The sequence below is a fragment of the Mesobacillus sp. QJM3NY_10 genome (assembly GCF_056173465.1).
Genome location: NZ_CM149675.1, coordinates 2,598,061 through 2,615,488, shown reverse-complemented (window position 1 = coordinate 2,615,488; position 17,428 = coordinate 2,598,061). Strand labels below are relative to the sequence as shown.

The 17,428-nt window shown below is 42.1% G+C and carries 16 protein-coding genes; 12 read left to right on the top strand and 4 right to left on the bottom strand.

Annotation, left to right across the window (positions count from 1 at the left end):
* Nucleotides 1-53 precede the first annotated feature (53 nt).
* Nucleotides 54-1,133 (bottom strand): AbrB family transcriptional regulator, encoded by a 1,080-nt coding sequence (locus AC0VX7_RS13115; RefSeq protein ID WP_475424578.1) that lies wholly within the window; start codon nt 1,131-1,133, stop codon nt 54-56.
* Between the two features lie 145 nt (nt 1,134-1,278).
* Between AC0VX7_RS13115 and AC0VX7_RS13110 the strand changes: the two genes are divergently transcribed.
* Entirely contained in the window at nt 1,279-1,899 is a 621-nt protein-coding gene (locus AC0VX7_RS13110) for a pyridoxamine 5'-phosphate oxidase family protein (RefSeq protein WP_475424577.1), read from the top strand.
* A 173-nt stretch (nt 1,900-2,072) separates the two neighbouring features.
* Here AC0VX7_RS13110 and AC0VX7_RS13105 read toward each other — a convergent pair whose 3' ends face one another.
* Complete coding sequence (locus tag AC0VX7_RS13105; protein WP_475424576.1) at nt 2,073-2,969, bottom strand: glycerophosphodiester phosphodiesterase; 897 nt, start codon at nt 2,967-2,969, stop codon at nt 2,073-2,075.
* Nucleotides 2,970-3,090: 121 nt separating this feature from the next.
* A complete protein-coding gene (locus tag AC0VX7_RS13100; RefSeq protein WP_475424575.1) occupies nt 3,091-4,341 on the bottom strand; it encodes a MerR family transcriptional regulator in 1,251 nt (416 codons plus the stop codon).
* 334 nt (nt 4,342-4,675) lie between these two features.
* Here AC0VX7_RS13100 and aspA point away from each other — a divergent pair, with 334 nt between their 5' ends.
* Nucleotides 4,676-6,100 carry an aspartate ammonia-lyase gene (aspA, locus tag AC0VX7_RS13095; RefSeq protein ID WP_475424574.1) on the top strand — a complete coding sequence of 475 codons (1,425 nt, stop codon included), beginning with the start codon at nt 4,676-4,678 and terminating at the stop codon, nt 6,098-6,100.
* Between the two features lie 79 nt (nt 6,101-6,179).
* Here aspA and AC0VX7_RS13090 read toward each other — a convergent pair whose 3' ends face one another.
* Entirely contained in the window at nt 6,180-6,965 is a 786-nt protein-coding gene (locus AC0VX7_RS13090; RefSeq protein ID WP_475424573.1) for an HAD family hydrolase, read from the bottom strand.
* Nucleotides 6,966-7,121: 156 nt separating this feature from the next.
* Between AC0VX7_RS13090 and AC0VX7_RS13085 the strand changes: the two genes are divergently transcribed.
* The 10 genes from AC0VX7_RS13085 to AC0VX7_RS13040 all read left to right on the top strand — a co-directional run bounded on the left by AC0VX7_RS13085 (nt 7,122) and on the right by AC0VX7_RS13040 (nt 17,428).
* Complete coding sequence (locus AC0VX7_RS13085) at nt 7,122-7,271, top strand: lmo0937 family membrane protein (protein WP_156972634.1); 150 nt, start codon at nt 7,122-7,124, stop codon at nt 7,269-7,271.
* Between the two features lie 204 nt (nt 7,272-7,475).
* Complete coding sequence (locus AC0VX7_RS13080) at nt 7,476-8,105, top strand: NUDIX hydrolase (RefSeq protein WP_475424572.1); 630 nt, start codon at nt 7,476-7,478, stop codon at nt 8,103-8,105.
* 291 nt (nt 8,106-8,396) lie between these two features.
* Complete coding sequence (locus AC0VX7_RS13075; RefSeq protein ID WP_475424571.1) at nt 8,397-9,221, top strand: M55 family metallopeptidase; 825 nt, start codon at nt 8,397-8,399, stop codon at nt 9,219-9,221.
* Nucleotides 9,222-9,277: 56 nt separating this feature from the next.
* A complete protein-coding gene (locus AC0VX7_RS13070) occupies nt 9,278-10,210 on the top strand; it encodes an ABC transporter permease (RefSeq protein ID WP_023614168.1) in 933 nt (310 codons plus the stop codon).
* Nucleotides 10,210-11,163, top strand: coding sequence for an ABC transporter permease (locus AC0VX7_RS13065; protein ID WP_215032838.1), 954 nt, complete (start codon nt 10,210-10,212; stop codon nt 11,161-11,163). Before AC0VX7_RS13070 ends, AC0VX7_RS13065 begins: the two co-directional genes overlap by 1 nt.
* A gap of 5 nt (nt 11,164-11,168) precedes the next feature.
* Nucleotides 11,169-12,164: an ABC transporter ATP-binding protein gene (locus AC0VX7_RS13060; protein ID WP_475424570.1), complete on the top strand. Its 996-nt coding sequence runs from the start codon at nt 11,169-11,171 to the stop codon at nt 12,162-12,164.
* Nucleotides 12,165-12,224: 60 nt separating this feature from the next.
* Entirely contained in the window at nt 12,225-13,850 is a 1,626-nt protein-coding gene (locus tag AC0VX7_RS13055) for an ABC transporter substrate-binding protein (protein ID WP_475424569.1), read from the top strand.
* Nucleotides 13,851-14,464: 614 nt separating this feature from the next.
* On the top strand, nt 14,465-15,385 hold the full coding sequence (locus tag AC0VX7_RS13050) for a S66 peptidase family protein (RefSeq protein WP_475424568.1): 921 nt from the start codon (nt 14,465-14,467) through the stop codon (nt 15,383-15,385).
* A 20-nt stretch (nt 15,386-15,405) separates the two neighbouring features.
* Nucleotides 15,406-16,512 carry a dipeptide epimerase gene (locus AC0VX7_RS13045; RefSeq protein ID WP_475424567.1) on the top strand — a complete coding sequence of 369 codons (1,107 nt, stop codon included), beginning with the start codon at nt 15,406-15,408 and terminating at the stop codon, nt 16,510-16,512.
* A complete protein-coding gene (locus AC0VX7_RS13040; RefSeq protein WP_475424566.1) occupies nt 16,499-17,428 on the top strand; it encodes a C40 family peptidase in 930 nt (309 codons plus the stop codon). The genes AC0VX7_RS13045 and AC0VX7_RS13040 overlap by 14 nt, the downstream gene beginning before the upstream one ends.

Below are 17,428 nucleotides of genomic sequence, written 5' to 3'. Positions count from 1 at the left end.
TCATTCCTCCATCTAAGCATTTTTAAAAGTCTGTTGTTAATATACCCCGGATATCAAAGGGAATCCTTTTGAATGCGTAATTTTCTTTTAAAATACCACCTTAAAACCGGAGGAACTACAAAGTAAATGAAAAATAACCTAAATAGCTGAAAGCCTGAAACAATTGATAAATCAGCATTTACCTCATGTGAGATAATCCCCATTTGATCCATTCCGCCTGGTGCCAGGCTCAGAAAACTTGTAACTATATTGATATTTAAAGCGTCTGATAAAAAGAAACTTAACACCAAAGATCCGATTACAAGCAAGAAACCACTTAACAAAGCGAGAATGATGGTGGATGCTTTCTTCTTTAATTTCTCAGGTTTTAGTAACATACCAATATAGCCGCCTATCATCAGTTGTGAAGCATCCAGGACTGAGGTTGGCAGAGTTGGACCTGTATAGCCAGAATAAGTCAGTATGGCTGTTCCTAATAATGGACCAAGTAAGAATGGAGTAGGCAAGCTCAGTTTCTTGCCAATAATCACTCCAAGGATACATACTATAGAAAATATAAAGGTCATAACAGGGTCAAAAATGAATGGATCTGAGCCTGCCAATTCATTCTTCATATGACTGATATCGAAAATTGGCCCGAATATGATAAAAGGAACGACAAAAACAATCATCATTAACCTGGATACCTGAAGGAAGGTAACCGTTGTGACATCAATCCCTTTCATTTCTTCTGCAAAAATGATCATTTGTGACAACCCGCCTGGAATGCTCCCAGTCAATACTGTAGGATAATCAACACCGGACAGCTTTGAAATAACTTTAGACATTAAGGCAGCAAATGCTACAAGGATTACCGTCAAGATCAGCATTGCCGGGAGGTTATCTATGATATTTTCAACAGAGGAGCTTGTAAAGGAAAGGCCGATTGAATAACCAATGAGTAGTAACGCTGTATCTCTCAAGGCCCTCGGCCAATATAATGTTAATCCTTTGAAGCGATCAGCAATCAGAATTGCTGACATTGGTCCGAGTAGCCATGGAACCGGAATTGATAAGAATGAAAACAACAAACCACCAGACAAAGCTATCAAAAATGAAAATAAAAATGATCTTGTATTTACGGTTAATTTCAATGCTGCACCTTCTATGATATTTTTCGCCAGCCAAATAGTGGCAATACCATCCTAGCACATTATTTTTACCAGTTGGAAGTAATATCAGCCTTACACTGGCTTATTCGTTTTTAAGTAAATATCAAGGAAAAAGGGAGATGATTTAATGAATCATGTAATTAATAGCTTTGAAGAATTACGGACATTGTTCGGGGAGCCTAGTGAGCTGGCCAAACGGAAGGTTATTTCTTTCGTAGACGAACACTGCCGTAACTACATAGACCAATCACCATTTCTTGTCTTATCCACCTCTGACGAAAACGGGTACACAGACGCGTCCCCGAGGGGAGATGCACCTGGTTTTGTGCTTGTTCTGGACGAAAACCGGATTGTGATTCCAGACCGTCCCGGTAACAAGAGAATGGACTCATTGAAAAATATCTTATCAAACCCAAGGGTAGGCCTCTTATTTCTTATACCCGGGATGCCTGAAACATTGAGAGTGAATGGGAAGGCCCGTTTGACTCTGGAGCCAGAGCTACTAGAAAGGATGAAAGCCGGCGGGAAGAATCCGCTGCTTGGAATCGTAGTAGAAGTAGAGGAATGCTATATACAGTGCGGAAAAGCGTTGAAGCGGTCCGGCTTATGGAATCCTGAAAGCTGGGTAGATTCATCTGATTTGCCATCCGGTGCAGAAATTTTGGCAGCACACTCCAAGCTTCCTGGGTCTTCAGAAGCTGATATAAAGAAGAGGTTGGAAGAAGGATATAAAAATAGACTTTATTGAAAAGATACCAATAATTAAGCCATTATGAGAGAGGTTCTCGAGATATAAGGGTGCATTTAGTCATGAAAGAGACCCTTATGCGGGAAGTTCACTACCTCTAAGGGTGCATGTATAACAAGTCTCATTATTAAGTGAACAAAGCTGCCAAAAGGCAGCTTATGTCTTGATAAGGTTTACGATTTTTTTGATATTCTGCTTTGTATGACTCCGTTCAACCGGTCTGGGTAGTTGGTAAACATTCCTGTGGCTCCCCAATCCAAAAGCATGTTCATATCTTCTTTTTCATTGACTGTATAAGGGAAAACCATTAAACCAGAATCTGTGACCTTTTTAATATATCCGGGACTAACTGCCGTATAATGCAATCCAACCCCAACTGCATATTCTTTGATTTTGCTTACTTCAGTATCGGTGATGATTGCTGGAGCGTAGTAGGACAACAGCTGGACCAATGGAATCGACTCATCTAATTGGTGGACTTTCTTCAAACTATCTACACTGAATGATTGAATAATAACATTTCCGAATGTCTGATGGGCCCCGATGAGATTGTATTCATTCAGTATATTTATTAGCTTTTCTTCCATTCCAGGATAGACTTCAGGCGATTTGGTTTCAATGAAAAACTTGGAGTCTGAACCGAACCGATCAAGCACCTCACGAAGGGTAGGGATTTGAAGCCCCAAATACTCGGTACTCATTTTTTCAGGGAAAGCCTCATTAAACCATGAGCCTGCATCAAGTTTCTTTATTTCCTTTAGAGTAAGGTTTTTGACCAGACCCTTTTTCTCCGTAGTCCGGTCAATTGTTTCGTCATGCAGCGCAATTAATTCTCCATCTTTCGTCATTTGAAGGTCGATTTCAATGTAATCGCCATTCATGACATTCCCTAGTTCATAAGCGTGCAATGTATGTTCGGGGGCATGGCCTGAAGCACCACGATGAGAGATATTGATTGCCTTTATTTGTCCGTAATCCGAGGAGATCTTCGCTACAGCAAAATCTGATGATGCTCCTGATAAGTATATAACCAATGCTGCGATTGCCATCCAGCGAATATATCTCACCATCTCCAATTTCCCTCCTAAGAGTATTTCTTACATTGCATAATGGAGATTTATAAAAAACGGGCGGCTCTTAAGTGTGAATATTATTTACATCTTTACAAGTTATATGTCAGTAAAAAGAAAACTACTTCCAAACCTTCCACCAATTGCGTTTTGTTTGTTTCGAAGCTGCGGTCTCCCTGAAGCTATCGACCATATTTTTAAACATTTCGTCCCGCTGCCTGATCTCCCGGCGTAACTCTTCACGTTCACTTTGAAGGGTGCGGACAAAATAATCTCGTTCCTGATTGATGACCTGGTTTAAATTAGAGAGCTCCTGATTTGTTGTCTCACGACTATTTGAAACATAGTCCGCAAGTATTTTAAACTCTTCGGAAACTGTCTCGGTTGTCTCATTCAGGCGTTTTGCCAAAAGTGATAATTCCTTATTTGTACCGGATGACAGCTTATTGACCGTGCTTTCTAGTTTTACAATTTTTTCATTCGTGCCTTTTGAGGTTTTAGTCAAACTAGATGTCAAAGATGTAAATCGTTCGGAAGTGCCCTTCGAGACATTCGAAAGACTGCCGGATAGTGCATTAATTTTTTCGGAAGTACCTTTTGAAACCTTCGCAACACTTTCGGTCAGCTTCGTTATTTTATCAGTCGTACCCTGTGAAGCTTTGGTTACAGAATCTGAAAGCTTGCTGAACATTTCTGTCGTACCTTTAGAAACTTTTGCAATATTGGTACTGATTTCGGAAGTGCCTTTCGAAACATTCGTAAGCTCTGAAGAAATGGTTCCGAGACGTTCGGAACTTTCTTCCGTGCTTTTGGCAACTGTTTCAGAAAGTACCAAAATTTGTTCATTTGTTTTTTCTCCTGTTTTATAAATAGAATCGGAAAGGGTTTTTACTGTTGTAAAAGTACCTTTGGAGATTTCTTTTTTTACTTCCTCCAGAACTTCCTTTCGAATGCCGTTCCTGATCTCTGCTTTTACCTCTGCAAGCAAGGACTCCTTATATTGTTCCATTGCCAACATAAAAGTATCATAATCATTTGGGCTGCCTGCCGGAGAAGTGGCTGGCATATTCGATTTTATCGTAAGGCTGTTTTCCTGTGGTGATTGATCGGAAACCGCATCAGAACTCAAATGCCTCTGTAAGAGATCACGAATCATTTCTTTGCTTAGATTTTTATCACGCATTTGTTTGATCTTCATCAATTGGTCTATTTCAATATCCGTATAAAATCTTGCACCTTGTTTCGTTCTTGGAACGATCAATAACCCTGCAAGATCTTTTTCCCATTGTCTAATGGTGCCGGACGGAACATTTATTTTCTTGGACACCTCTTTGATTGTGTATGCCTTCATGAATTGAGTGTCAGTCATCATGCACATTCCTTTCTGTTTGGTTTATGATAAATTCGATGTCCTATTACAATTCAGCAAGAACATTCCTGTTTTCCTGCATGGTGACAAAAGCTCTCAAAAGTAGTGGAGTTTCAGCATAACAATCAGAAATCATACAGTTTTCGCTATCTAGGTTTAGGAAAATGATGATTTGTCGTGATGAAATCCTTTTTTTGATTTACAATAGTCATGTAGGCCAATATTTAGGCTAAGGGGGATTAAAAATTTACAAGAAGATTGTCGGAAAATGATTGCCCTCAATACATAACTTTTGATTGATTACGAATATTTCACGCTTTTTGGAGGGGTAAAACAAATGTCTGAGGTTAAGGTCCGTATTGAAAAGGATTTTCTGGGTACGAAGGAAGTTTTAGCGGATGCGTATTATGGCATTCAAACTTTAAGGGCTGTTGAAAACTTCCCGATAACAGGGTATAGAATACATAGTGAACTTATAAAGGCAATGGCCATGGTGAAAAAAGCTGCGGCACTTGCCAATATGGAAACAGGAAGGCTTTACGGCGGCCTTGGAGAGGTCATTGTAAAAGCGGCTGATGAAATAATCCAGGGGCAGTGGCATGAACAGTTCATCGTTGATCCAATTCAGGGAGGAGCTGGGACCTCCATCAACATGAATACGAATGAAGTAATTGCGAACCGCGCGCTGGAATTGCTTGGTGAGAAGAAAGGGGATTATTTCACATTAAGCCCCAACTCTCATGTGAACATGGCTCAATCGACGAATGATGCATTTCCTACTGCGATGCATATTTCTGTGCTGTCCCTTTTGGACAAGCTATTGGATACCATGCAGATCATGCGCGATGTTTTTTCCCAGAAAGCAAGGGAATTTGATGCTGTCATAAAAATGGGCAGGACGCACTTACAGGACGCTGTGCCAATCCGTCTCGGCCAGGAATTTGAAGCATATACAAGGGTGATTGAACGCGATATTGACAGAATTAAGCATACTCGCGGCCATCTCTTCGAAGTGAATATGGGAGCAACCGCCGTGGGGACCGGGCTTAATGCCAATCCTAAATACATCAAAAATGTTGTCCGCCACCTTTCTGAAATAAGCGGATATCCATTGAAGAATGCTGATCATTTAGTCGATGCGACACAAAATACCGATGCTTATACAACCGTATCTGCGGCCTTGAAGGTTTGCATGATGAATATGTCGAAAATAGCCAACGACTTACGACTAATGGCGTCAGGTCCTCGAGTGGGCTTCAACGAGATTTTCCTTCCTTCAAGACAACCAGGCTCATCCATCATGCCTGGCAAGGTGAATCCGGTTATGCCTGAGGTCATAAACCAGGTTGCTTTCCAGGTTATTGGAAACGACCATACAATCTGTCTTGCTTCCGAAGCGGGCCAGCTCGAGTTGAATGTCATGGAACCAGTCCTTATTTTCAACTTGATCCAATCAATCAGCATCATGAACAATGGGTTCAAGGTGTTTACTGACCATTGTCTTGTCGGGATTGAAGCGAACAAAGAGAAACTCGAGAAGGATGTTGAGAGGAGCGTAGGCATCATTACTGCTGTCAACCCGCACCTGGGTTATGAAGCAGTTTCAAGGATAGCTAGAGAAGCGATCCTGACAGGAAAGTCAGTTAGGGAACTGTGTCTTGCCTATGATGTTCTGACTGAAGAAGAGCTCGATTTAATCCTGAATCCATATGAAATGACAAACCCTGGGATTGCAGGGGAAGAGCTGTTAAATAAAGATTAATTTACAAAAGCCGTTGTCATCTTACAACGGCTTTTGAATTGCCTGATCTAATTTGAACTCTCCGAATTCTTATGCATAATTACAACAAACCGAGCTTCTTCAAGCCATTGTAAATTCCTGAGTCCGTAACATCTGTCGTTCTATGCTTCGCATGCTTGAACAAGTCCGGATGGGCATTCCCCATGGCAAATCCTTCTCCAGCGAATGAAAGCATTTCTTTGTCATTCATCCCGTCCCCGAAGGCAATGGAGCTTTCACGTTCTATTCCCAGTTTTTTTAACAAGAATTGAATGCCAACCCCTTTATTTACCTTATCACGGATGACGTCGTAGCAATGCTGCATACCCTCAACATTGACCTGTGACAAATGTATTCCATCATTGAATTCATAGTGTTCTTCTCCATTATTTCCGGTTGTGATAATCGTCATGCCGAGAATATCTTCGATGACTTCCTCTGAAAAAATATCATTCTGCCGCAAATGGAATTGCTGAAGGAAAGTTTTAACCAAGTCCGAGTCCAGGTCTGTTAAATAATTTTTTGTACTGGTATACAAGACCAGCTTATGATTATGTTTTTTTGCAACATCCAGGATGTATTTTACATCCTTTGCATGCATTGGTTCAGCAAAGATCGTTTCCTCTTCATATATGCCCAAAGCACCGTTGTATCCTATATAGGAGGAAATGTTAAGGTCGTCCCCAAGCCCTTTGATCTCATGAATCGGGCGTCCCGTGGCCAGAACGACCTCAATATCTTGCTTCCTCATTTCACTGATGGCGATCTTAGTGGAATCCTCAATAGTATCATCAGGAGTTAAAATTGTTCCATCTATATCTAAGAATAATATCTTGTAGTTTGGCATAAGCTGTGCTCCTTAAATTGTTGTTTTATTTTAGTGTGACATATCGTTGGCAAAGGAATCAAATTTTTGATTAACCCTTATCACAACTGGCTTGTTTAATGTAAATGTCTAAGGGGTAAACTTTTATTAAGAATACAGCGAAAGGAGACGTTCCTAATGTTGTGGACAATAGCGAGTATATTACTGGTGCTTTGGTTATTAGGACTGATTTTCGAAATAGCCGGCGGCATCATTCACATTCTGCTCATCATCGGTATTATCTTGATTGCGTATAAAGCGATCAAAGGCCGGGCGACAGGATCATAATCTGATTGAAAGAGCAGCGGCATTCGGTCGCTGCTCTTTCATTTTTATAAAGCCTTGGTTTCGAACTGTAACGGGAAATTGTAACATTGTTGTTTCGGCAAGTTACTAAATATACTGCGATAAAAAAGTCGTTTTCTTTCTTTTATCGTGCTATTCATAATAAAATAAAATACATACTAAAACAGGGAGAGTGGATGTCCAATAATGAACATAAACCAGATTTCAAATACTTTATTGGGGCGGACACCCTCAATTTTGGGTCATGAGAAATTCATCAAATTCGCAGTATTGCTGCCGTTAGTTGAAGTTAATGGTGATGTCCATATTTTATTCGAGGTACGTTCCCTTAAGATGAGAAGACAGCCAGGCGAAGTATGTTTCCCAGGCGGGAAAATCGAAAAGGGAGAGGATCCTCAAGAGGCAGCAGTCAGAGAAACCTCAGAAGAACTCGGCATAAAGGAAAGCGAGATCCTCGATGTTTTTCCATTGGATTACATGGTTTCCGCATTCGGAACTATCATATATCCTTTTGCTGGAAGAATCAGTAATCTAAACGCCATCATTCCTAACGAAGCAGAAGTAGGAGAGGTATTCACAGTACCTCTGTCCTTTTTTAAAAAGAACCAGCCTGACAGTTATAAAATCAATTTTCAAGTGGAACCAGAAGATGGATTTCCTTTCGATCTGATCATTGGCGGTGAGAATTACAATTGGCAGACTAGAAAAATGGATGAATATTTCTACAGAACGAACGGAAAGGTGATTTGGGGACTAACAGCCAAGGTCCTGACCCACTTTATTGAATTGATGGAGCAACATAATCTCAGAGAGTAGGAGCGTATTTCATTGCGCTCTTTTCTTCTGCCAAAAAACCATTATTTTGAAAAAACGGTTTAAACACTTCCGGGGATACAGAAAAATGTTTTAACAATCAGGTTCGTTCTTATTTCCTTAAATTTTTAATTGGAAAATATTATTCTTTAAATAATATTATTGACATTTTGCTACCAGTGACAAATCTCCTATTTCCTTGTAAAGACTGAAATAAATAGGAAAAAAGGTTGCGGTTGGTAGTTTTATTATTTATAATTTTAAGATAATTATTCATAGAAAGTTGGGTAAAAAATGAAACTCTACATATCAGTGGACATGGAAGGAATTACTGGTCTAGTCGACCATACTCATGTGGACTCTTCAAAGCTTAATTACGAACGTGGCCGGAAAATCATGACCCAGGAAGCCAACTATGTGATTTCGAAAGCATTTGAAACTGACTGCGAGGAAGTCATCGTCAATGACAGCCACTCAAAGATGAACAACCTTTTAATAGAGGATCTTCATCCGGAAACACAATTGATTACTGGGGATGTAAAACCATTTTCAATGGTGCAAGGGTTGGATGACAGCTTTGGTGGAGCAGTTTTTGTTGGCTATCATGCCAGGGCTTCTATGAGTGGTGTGATGTCGCATTCGATGATTTTCGGAGTACGCCATATGTGGATAAATGATATTCAAATTGGCGAGCTTGGTTTCAACGCTTATGTAGCAGGTCATTTCGGAGTACCAGTCATCATGGTGGCGGGGGACGATGGAGCTGCCCGAGAAGCAGAGGCATTGATCCCTAACATTACAACTGCCGTAGTTAAAGAGTCCATCTCAAGGTCCGCGGCAAAATCCTTAACACCAGTTAAAGCGGGTGAACTGCTTGCAGAGAAAACTGAGTTGGCTATTAAAAATAAGGATAAAGTGAAACCGCTTACTCCTCCTGAGAACCCTGTGTTAAGAATTGAATTTGCCAACTATGGACAGGCAGAGTGGGCAAACTTGATGCCCGGTACAGAAATCGAAGAAGGGACAACAATTGTCCGCTACCAGGCTAAGAGCATTCTAGAAGCCTATCAAGCTATGCTTGTGATGACAGAACTCGCAATGAGGACGACTTTTTCATAGAATGTTTTTCATTCACCTTAAGAACTGACATAAAGACATGATAAGGATGTGAGTTAATGCTCCATTACATACTCAAACGACTGGGCTCGATGGCGGTCACCTTGCTGGTCATCATCACACTGACCTTCTTCTTGATGCACTCAATTCCTGGTTCTCCTTTTAACGAGGAGCGGGCGACGAGCGAAGCAGTCCAAAAGAACCTTGAAAGTTTCTATCATTTGGATGAGCCATTATACGTTCAATACTTTATATACTTAAAATCGGTCGCGACATTCGATTTTGGGCCTTCTATCAAAAAGTCCTCACAGACTGTAAACGAAATGCTTGGAAGGGGATTCCCTGTTTCATTTGAACTGGGGATGATCACGCTGATTGTCGCGATTTTTTCTGGCATTCTTCTGGGAATCATTGCGGCACTTCGCCATAATGGCTTGATCGATTACCTTGCGATGACTGTTGCAGTAGTAGGTATTTCAGTACCAAACTTTGTCATGGCCACCCTGTTGATCCAGCAGCTCGCCGTTACCTGGGAGATCCTTCCGGTTGCTACCTGGACGAGTCCGAAGCATATGATTCTGCCGACTCTGGCACTTGCTACCGGGCCTATGGCAATCATCGCACGTTTGACGAGATCAAGTATGCTTGAAGTCTTGACACAAGACTACATACGGACAGCAAAGGCAAAAGGGCTGTCACCAGTAAAAATCGTCTTCAAACATGCTTTAAAGAATGCATTACTGCCAGTTGTCACGATTCTTGGCTCATTGGCAGCTAGTATACTCACAGGAACTTTCGTCATTGAAAAGATCTTTGCGATTCCAGGCATGGGCAAGTACTTTGTCGAAAGCATCAACCAACGTGACTATCCTGTCATAATGGGAACAACGATTTTTTACAGTACAGTATTGATTATGATGCTTTTCCTTGTAGACCTCGCCTATGGCATTCTTGACCCAAGGATCAAGCTTCATAAAAAGGAGGGAAAATGATGGCTCTGCGCAAACATCAGGAACCACCAGAAGTACCGTCAATTCCTGACGACTGGTTCGTTCCTATAGAAAAAAGTGACTCAGAAGCAGAAGCTGTTGTCAGGCCCAGCCTTTCGTATTGGCAGGATGCATGGAGACGCCTCCTGAAAAACAAGCTGGCCATGATGGGGTTATTCTTCCTATCTGTTTTGACATTCATGGCGATTTTCGGGCCTATCATTTCGCCACACACTGTTGACCACCAGGATTTGGTCAATCAAAATCTTCCGCCGTCAAGTGAGCATTGGTTTGGAACCGATGAACTCGGGCGCGATGTATTTACCCGGACTTGGTATGGCGCACGTATATCATTATTCGTCGGGATTGCTGCAGCATTGATCGATTTTCTAATCGGGATCATTTATGGCGGGATTGCAGGTTATAAAGGCGGCAGGACAGACCATTTCATGATGAGAATCATAGAAGTTCTTTATGGGCTTCCATATTTGCTTGTAGTTATTTTAATTAGTGTAGTGATGGGGCCTAGCCTTGCTACAATCATTTTCGCACTGACGATTACTGGCTGGATAGGGATGGCGCGGATTGTCCGCGGTCAAGTACTGCAGATCAAGAACTACGAATACGTTTTGGCATCTAAAACATTTGGAACGAAAACAGCAAGAATCATCCGAAAAAATCTACTGCCAAATACGATGGGACCAATCATTGTGCAAATCACACTTTCCGTTCCATCTGCTATTTTTGCTGAAGCATTCCTTAGCTTCCTTGGTTTGGGAATCCAGGCACCGCTTGCGAGCTGGGGATCGATGGCAAGCGATGCTTTGCCAGTTATTTTATCAGGTGACTGGTGGAGGCTATTTTTCCCAGCATTCTTCATTTCAATGACAATGTTTTCGTTTAACGTTTTAGGTGATGGGCTTCAGGATGCACTAGACCCGAAGCTAAGGAGGTAAGCAACATGGAAAAAGTACTTGAAGTAAAAGACCTTCATGTTTCATTCAAGACGTACGGCGGTGAGGTTAAAGCTGTCCGTGGAGTCACTTTTGATTTACATAAAGGGGAAACTTTAGCGATTGTAGGGGAGTCTGGTTGCGGGAAGAGCGTGACTTCACAAAGTATCATGAGATTGATTCCGGAACCACCCGGTAGATTTGATGGTGGCTCCATCGTTTTTAAAGGGAAAGACCTGACGAAACTGAAGGATTCTGAGATGCGAAAAATCCGCGGTTCTGATATATCAATGATTTTCCAGGATCCGATGACAGCATTGAATCCGACTTTGACAATCGGGGATCAGCTGACCGAAGGAATTCTCCAGCACATGAACCTTTCAAAGGAGCAGGCAAAGAAAGTGGCGGTACAAATGCTTGACCTGGTGGGAATACCTAGCCCACAAGTCCGCCTGAAACAATACCCTCATCAATTCAGCGGCGGAATGAGGCAAAGGATTGTTATTGCTATGGCGCTAGTCTGCCAGCCGGAAGTTTTAATTGCGGATGAGCCGACAACAGCGCTTGACGTGACAATCCAGGCACAGATTTTAGAATTGTTTCGTGATATCCAGAAAAAAACAGGCGTCTCGATAATTCTGATCACTCATGATTTAGGGGTTGTTGCACAAGTCGCAGATCGGATCGCGGTCATGTATGCTGGTAAAATTGTCGAAACAGGTACAAGGAGAGAGGTTTTTTATAATCCACAGCATCCATATACGAAAGGGTTATTGAACTCTGTTCCGCGTTTGGATGTGGAGGGTGCTGAACTGATACCGATCGCCGGGACTCCGCCTGATTTATTCTCTCCGCCAGTTGGATGTCCTTTTACAGCCCGATGCCCATATGCAATGGAGGTTTGTGACAAAGTCTACCCTTCAGCAACAAAGCTTTCCGACAGCCACGGTGTGGACTGCTGGCTACAGGATGAGCGAGCGCAAAAATTGCTCGCAAACAGATAGTGTTCAAACAGGCTATTGCCTTTTTGATATAATTTTAGGTCAACATAAGGGGGAAACAGAGTGAAAAAGTTATTAACCATGCTCATGGCAGCAATGCTTGTGTTCACGATGGCTGCATGTACCGCCAACGATAATGCAGGTAAAGAAAAAGAAGGAAACGACAGTGGGGAAAAAGGAGAGGAAAAGGTCCTTTACCTAAACAACGGCCAGGAACCAACATCATTTGACCCGCCAATCGGTTTCGATTCTGCATCTTGGAACGCTTTGAACAATCTGATGGAAGGTCTTACTCGACTAGGTAAAGAGCATCAGCCTGAAGCTGCAACTGCAGAAAAGTGGGATGTATCTGAAGATGGGAAGACATACACATTCCACATTCGTGAAGATGCTAAATGGTCCAACGGTGACGCTGTAACAGCAAAAGATTTCGAATTCGCCTGGAAGCGTCTTTTGGATCCAGCAACTGGATCAGCGGCTGCTTTCCTCGGCTATTTCATTGAAGGCGGAGAGGAATTCAACAGCGGAGAGGGTTCTGCTGACAATGTAAAAGTAAAAGCAGTAGATGACAAGACGTTTGAAGTTACCTTAACAAGTCCACAGGCATATTTCTTAAGTGTCATTGCCAATCCGGCATTCTTCCCGATCAACGAAAAGGTAGCGAAAGAAAATCCAGAATGGTTTTCTGAAGCTGACTCATTCGTAGGTAACGGACCATTTAACCTTGCAAGCTGGGAGCATGACACAAAATTCGTCATGGAAAAGAATGACCAGTATTGGGACGCTGAAAACGTAAACCTTGACCGTGTAGAATGGGCAATCGTTGACGACACAAACACTGAGTATCAAATGTATCAAGCTGGGGATCTCGATGTTTCAGATGTACCTGCTGAACTAAGTGATAAGTTGTTTGAAGAAGGAAAGGTACAGGTTGAAGATCAGGCAGGAGATTACTTCTACCGCTTCAATGTTTCAAAAGAACCGTTCCAGAATGTAAATATCCGTAAAGCCTTTGCACTTGCAGTTGACCAGCAGAAGATCGTTGACTTTGTTACAAAGAACAAGGAAAAAGCTGCTTATGGCTTTGTTTCTCCTGGATTCCAGGATCCATCAGGCAAGGACTTCCGTGAAGTAAATGGAGATTTCAATAAAACGGATGTAGAAGAAGCGAAAGCACTGTTGGAAAAGGGAATGGAAGAAGAAGGGTACACTGAACTTCCTGAAGTTACACTGACATATAGCACAAGCGATGTACACAAAAAGATCGCTGAAGCTTTACAGCAAATGTTCAAAGAAAACTTAGGTGTTGAAGTCAAGCTTGCGAATATGGAATGGAACGTTTTCGCGGAAGAACAGAAAGCACTAAAGCACCAGCTTTCCCGCAGTTCATTCCTTGCTGACTATGCTGATCCAATCAACTTCCTGGAAAACTTCCAGACTGGCCACTCCATGAACCGTACTGGCTGGGGCAATCCGAAGTATGATGAACTGATTAAGCAGGCAAAAAATGAATCTGACGAAGCAAAACGTTTTGAGTTAATGTATGAGGCAGAGAAGATTTTGTTTGAAGAAGCACCAATCTTCACTGTTCACTTCTATAACCAAGTATATCTTCAAAACGAAGCTGTATCTGAGGTTGTCCGCCATCCGGTAGGATACCTTGAATTAAAGTGGGCAGATAAGAAGTAGTAATTCTAAGAAAGAGGTGTTCATCTTGGAACACCTCTTTTTTACTAGTACATACCATTTAAAAATATCCTTAATACATATGAATCTTCTTTTTTGCGGCAAAGCAGGCCTGTTGCTTTTACCCAAAATGGTCCGGGAACTGAATTTAGGGCAAAGCAAGGCATCTGCTTTTACCCAAAATGGTTTGGGAACTGAATTTCGGGCAGAGCAAGGCATTTGCACTTACCCAAAATGATCCGTGAACTGAATTTAGGGCAAAGCAAGGCATCTGCTTTTACCCAAAATGATCCGTGAACTGGATTTAGGGCAAAGCAAAGCATCTGCTTTTACCCAAAATGATCCGTGAACTGAATTTCGGGCAGAGCAAGGCATTTGCACTTACCCAAAATGATCCGTGAACTGCATTTAGGGCAAAGCAAGGCATCTGCTTTTACTCAAAATGATCCGTGAACTGAATTTAGGGCAAAGCAAAGCATCTGCTTTTACCCAAAATGGTTTGGGAACTGAATTTCGGGCAGAACATGGTATCTAACTTTATCACATGCGCTTTTAAAGTAGTCAATAAAATAATTATGTCTACTTCAAAAAACGATAATAAAAGGGAGTCGATTAAAATGACAATGAAGCCCAATCGTCTGAAAAAAGGGGATACCGTTGCAGTCATAGCGCCAGCGAGTCCACCTAATAAAGAAAACCTTAAGCGAGGCTTAAAATTCGTTGAAGATTTAGGACTTAATTATAAACTAGGAAAATCATTGTACTCTGAATATGGTTATCTGGCCGGTAATGATGAGGATAGATTAGCCGACCTGCATGAAATGTTCCTCGATGACGAAGTAAAAGGAATAATCTGTGCTGGCGGCGGTTATGGCACAGCGCGAATTGCGTCTGCGATAGACTATGATGTTATTAAAAATAATCCTAAAATCTTTTGGGGCTACAGCGATATTACATTCTTGCATACTGCAATCAGGCAGCAGACAGGACTGGTCACTTTCCATGGTCCAATGCTTGCTTCGGATATTGGAAAAGAAGGGGCTAATCAAATTTCCAAGGATACATTCCAGCAATTGTTTACACCAGCAGAGTTAAATTATTCTTCTGAGCTTTCGCAAATTGAAGAGCTGGTACCCGGCACCGCTAAAGGATCATTAGTTGGCGGAAACCTCTCGCTTCTTTCAAGCGCTATGGGCACACCATTTGAAATTGATACAGAAGGTAAGATTCTGCTTATTGAAGACATTAATGAAGAGCCACGGGCTGTAGACAGGATGCTGAACCAGCTGTTTATGGCTGGCAAGCTGCAGGAATCAGCCGGGATCATTGTCGGTGACTTTAATAACTGCGTACCAGAAAGAGAACTGTCTTTAACTCTGGAAGAAGTTATAGACCATTACATTAAACTTGCCGGTATACCGGCTCTCAAAGGATTCAAAATGGGGCATTGCTCCCCTCACATTGGTGTGCCACTCGGGGCGGCTGCATCCATGAATACCAAAGAGAAAACGTTATTTGTTGAAAGCGGGATCAAATAGAACCAAAGGAGATAAGAGTTATGATTATTGAAAAAATCGAGACATTTCGTAATGCTGTCCCTTTGAAAAAGCCGTTTAAAACCGCACTCCGCACAGTTACTGTAGCTGAAGCCATTTTTGTTAAAATAACCTGTGATAATGGGATTGCCGGCTGGGGAGAGGCACCGCCTACATTGGTCATAACAGGGGACAGTCTCGTAAGTATCGAGGGTGCAATCAATGACGTCATCAAGCCGTTTTTATTAAAAAAGAATCTATTGAACTTTGAAGCTATTTTCCAGGGGTTAAAAACCATCCTTGTTAACAATACCAGCGCAAAAGCAGCCGTTGATATGGCATTGTACGACTGTATCTCGCAAAATTGCAGCCTTCCGCTCTATCAATTCCTTGGAGGCTACAGAAACGAGCTTGAAACCGATTTTACCGTTAGTGTGAACACCCCAGAAGAAATGGGTGAGGATGCTGTTGGATATGTCAGCAATGGGTTCAATGTACTTAAGGTTAAGGTAGGAATCGGTGAGATCGAAACCGATATTGCCAGGATCCAGGAAATCCGCAAAAGAATAGGCAATGAAATTAAAATTCGGCTCGATGCGAACCAGGGGTGGAAACCGAAGGATGCAATCAGGGCGATCCGAAAAATGGAGGACCTTGGACTTGATATCGAGCTGGTTGAACAGCCTGTTAAAGCAGAAGATCTGGAAGGTTTAAAGCAGGTAACTGATGCAGTCGATACTTTAATAATGGCTGATGAAAGTGTATTTTCAACGAAACAGGCATTTGAGGTGATCAGAAGTAGAAGCGCAGACCTTATTAATATTAAATTAATGAAGTCTGGCGGAATTTATCAAGCTCAAATGATTAACCAAATGGCTGAAATGGCTGGGATAGAATGTATGGTTGGCAGTATGATTGAAACACGGCTGGGAATTACCGCTGCTGCCCACTTCGCAGCAAGCAAGAAAAACATCACGCGTTTTGATTTCGACGCGCCATTAATGCTGGCAAATGAAGCGATTTCAGGCGGAATAAAGTATAATGGTAGAAAAATCACACTTCTGGACCAACCAGGTCTTGGAATAGAAAAGGTCCTTTCAGAAGGAGGAATTTCCATTGGAAAGCAATAATATTTGGCTCGTCAATGTCCCTGTAGCAACTTTGTGGACTTCACATGATTCAGCGAGGGAAATCGACAGGGACGCAATTTCCGGTGACCTGAATATAGATAAATGGCTTGAAAAGCTTACTTATGAACCACGACTCCAATTGTGTGATGATAATCTGGTTCAATCACAGGTTTTGTTTGGTCAGGAAGTCTTGATCATTGATGAAGTGAATGAATGGGCACATGTTATTGTCCCAGACCAGCCATCAGGAAAAGATCGTCGTGGATATCCAGGGTGGATCCCAAAAGATCAGCTGATTCAACAATCAGATTGGTATATCAAGCAGGGACCTGCAGCAGTCATTACAGCTAAGAAAGCCCTGCTATATTTCGAAAAGAACGAAAAGCTGATGGAATTGAGCTACCAGACCACATTGCCAATCGTGGAGGATATACTCGATCGAATCCGCGTTAAAACACCAACAGGTATTGGCATCTTAAGAGCTGAGGATGTAACCGTCACACCATCGGATAAGGAAATTCCTAAGAAGAATGGGGCAGCAATCGTGGCTGCTGGCGAGCAATTCCTCGGATTGCCATATCTTTGGGGCGGAATGAGCAGCTATGGCTATGACTGCTCGGGTTTCAGTTATAATATGTGCCTGGCGAACGGCTATATCATTCCGAGGGACGCCCATGAACAGGCTGCTGCGGGTAAAGAGGTACCACTTCCAGACATCCTGCCAGGGGACTTGCTCTTCTTCGCCTATGAGGAAGGAAAAGGCAGCATTCATCATGTCGGTATTTATTATGGTGACGGCAAGCTTCTGCATTCACCGAATACTGGCAAGAATATCGAGATCATTTCTTTAGAAGGTACAATCTACGAAAAAGAACTCTGTGCAGCGAGACGCTACTGGATTGATACGGAGGAATAA

Excerpts from the sequence above, each read along its gene's own strand:
- AC0VX7_RS13050 (WP_475424568.1), top strand. The coding sequence starts at position 14,465 with ATGACAATGAAGCCCAATCGTCTGAAAAAAGGGGATACCGTTGCAGTC.
- AC0VX7_RS13070 (WP_023614168.1), top strand. The coding sequence starts at position 9,278 with ATGCTCCATTACATACTCAAACGACTGGGCTCGATGGCGGTCACCTTG.
- AC0VX7_RS13105 (WP_475424576.1), bottom strand. The coding sequence starts at position 2,969 with ATGGTGAGATATATTCGCTGGATGGCAATCGCAGCATTGGTTATATAC.
- AC0VX7_RS13045 (WP_475424567.1), top strand. The coding sequence starts at position 15,406 with ATGATTATTGAAAAAATCGAGACATTTCGTAATGCTGTCCCTTTGAAA.
- AC0VX7_RS13100 (WP_475424575.1), bottom strand. The coding sequence starts at position 4,341 with ATGATGACTGACACTCAATTCATGAAGGCATACACAATCAAAGAGGTG.
- AC0VX7_RS13060 (WP_475424570.1), top strand. The coding sequence starts at position 11,169 with ATGGAAAAAGTACTTGAAGTAAAAGACCTTCATGTTTCATTCAAGACG.
- AC0VX7_RS13075 (WP_475424571.1), top strand. The coding sequence starts at position 8,397 with ATGAAACTCTACATATCAGTGGACATGGAAGGAATTACTGGTCTAGTC.
- AC0VX7_RS13065 (WP_215032838.1), top strand. The coding sequence starts at position 10,210 with ATGGCTCTGCGCAAACATCAGGAACCACCAGAAGTACCGTCAATTCCT.
- aspA (WP_475424574.1), top strand. The coding sequence starts at position 4,676 with ATGTCTGAGGTTAAGGTCCGTATTGAAAAGGATTTTCTGGGTACGAAG.
- AC0VX7_RS13085 (WP_156972634.1), top strand. The coding sequence starts at position 7,122 with ATGTTGTGGACAATAGCGAGTATATTACTGGTGCTTTGGTTATTAGGA.
- AC0VX7_RS13090 (WP_475424573.1), bottom strand. The coding sequence starts at position 6,965 with ATGCCAAACTACAAGATATTATTCTTAGATATAGATGGAACAATTTTA.
- AC0VX7_RS13110 (WP_475424577.1), top strand. The coding sequence starts at position 1,279 with ATGAATCATGTAATTAATAGCTTTGAAGAATTACGGACATTGTTCGGG.
- AC0VX7_RS13080 (WP_475424572.1), top strand. The coding sequence starts at position 7,476 with ATGAACATAAACCAGATTTCAAATACTTTATTGGGGCGGACACCCTCA.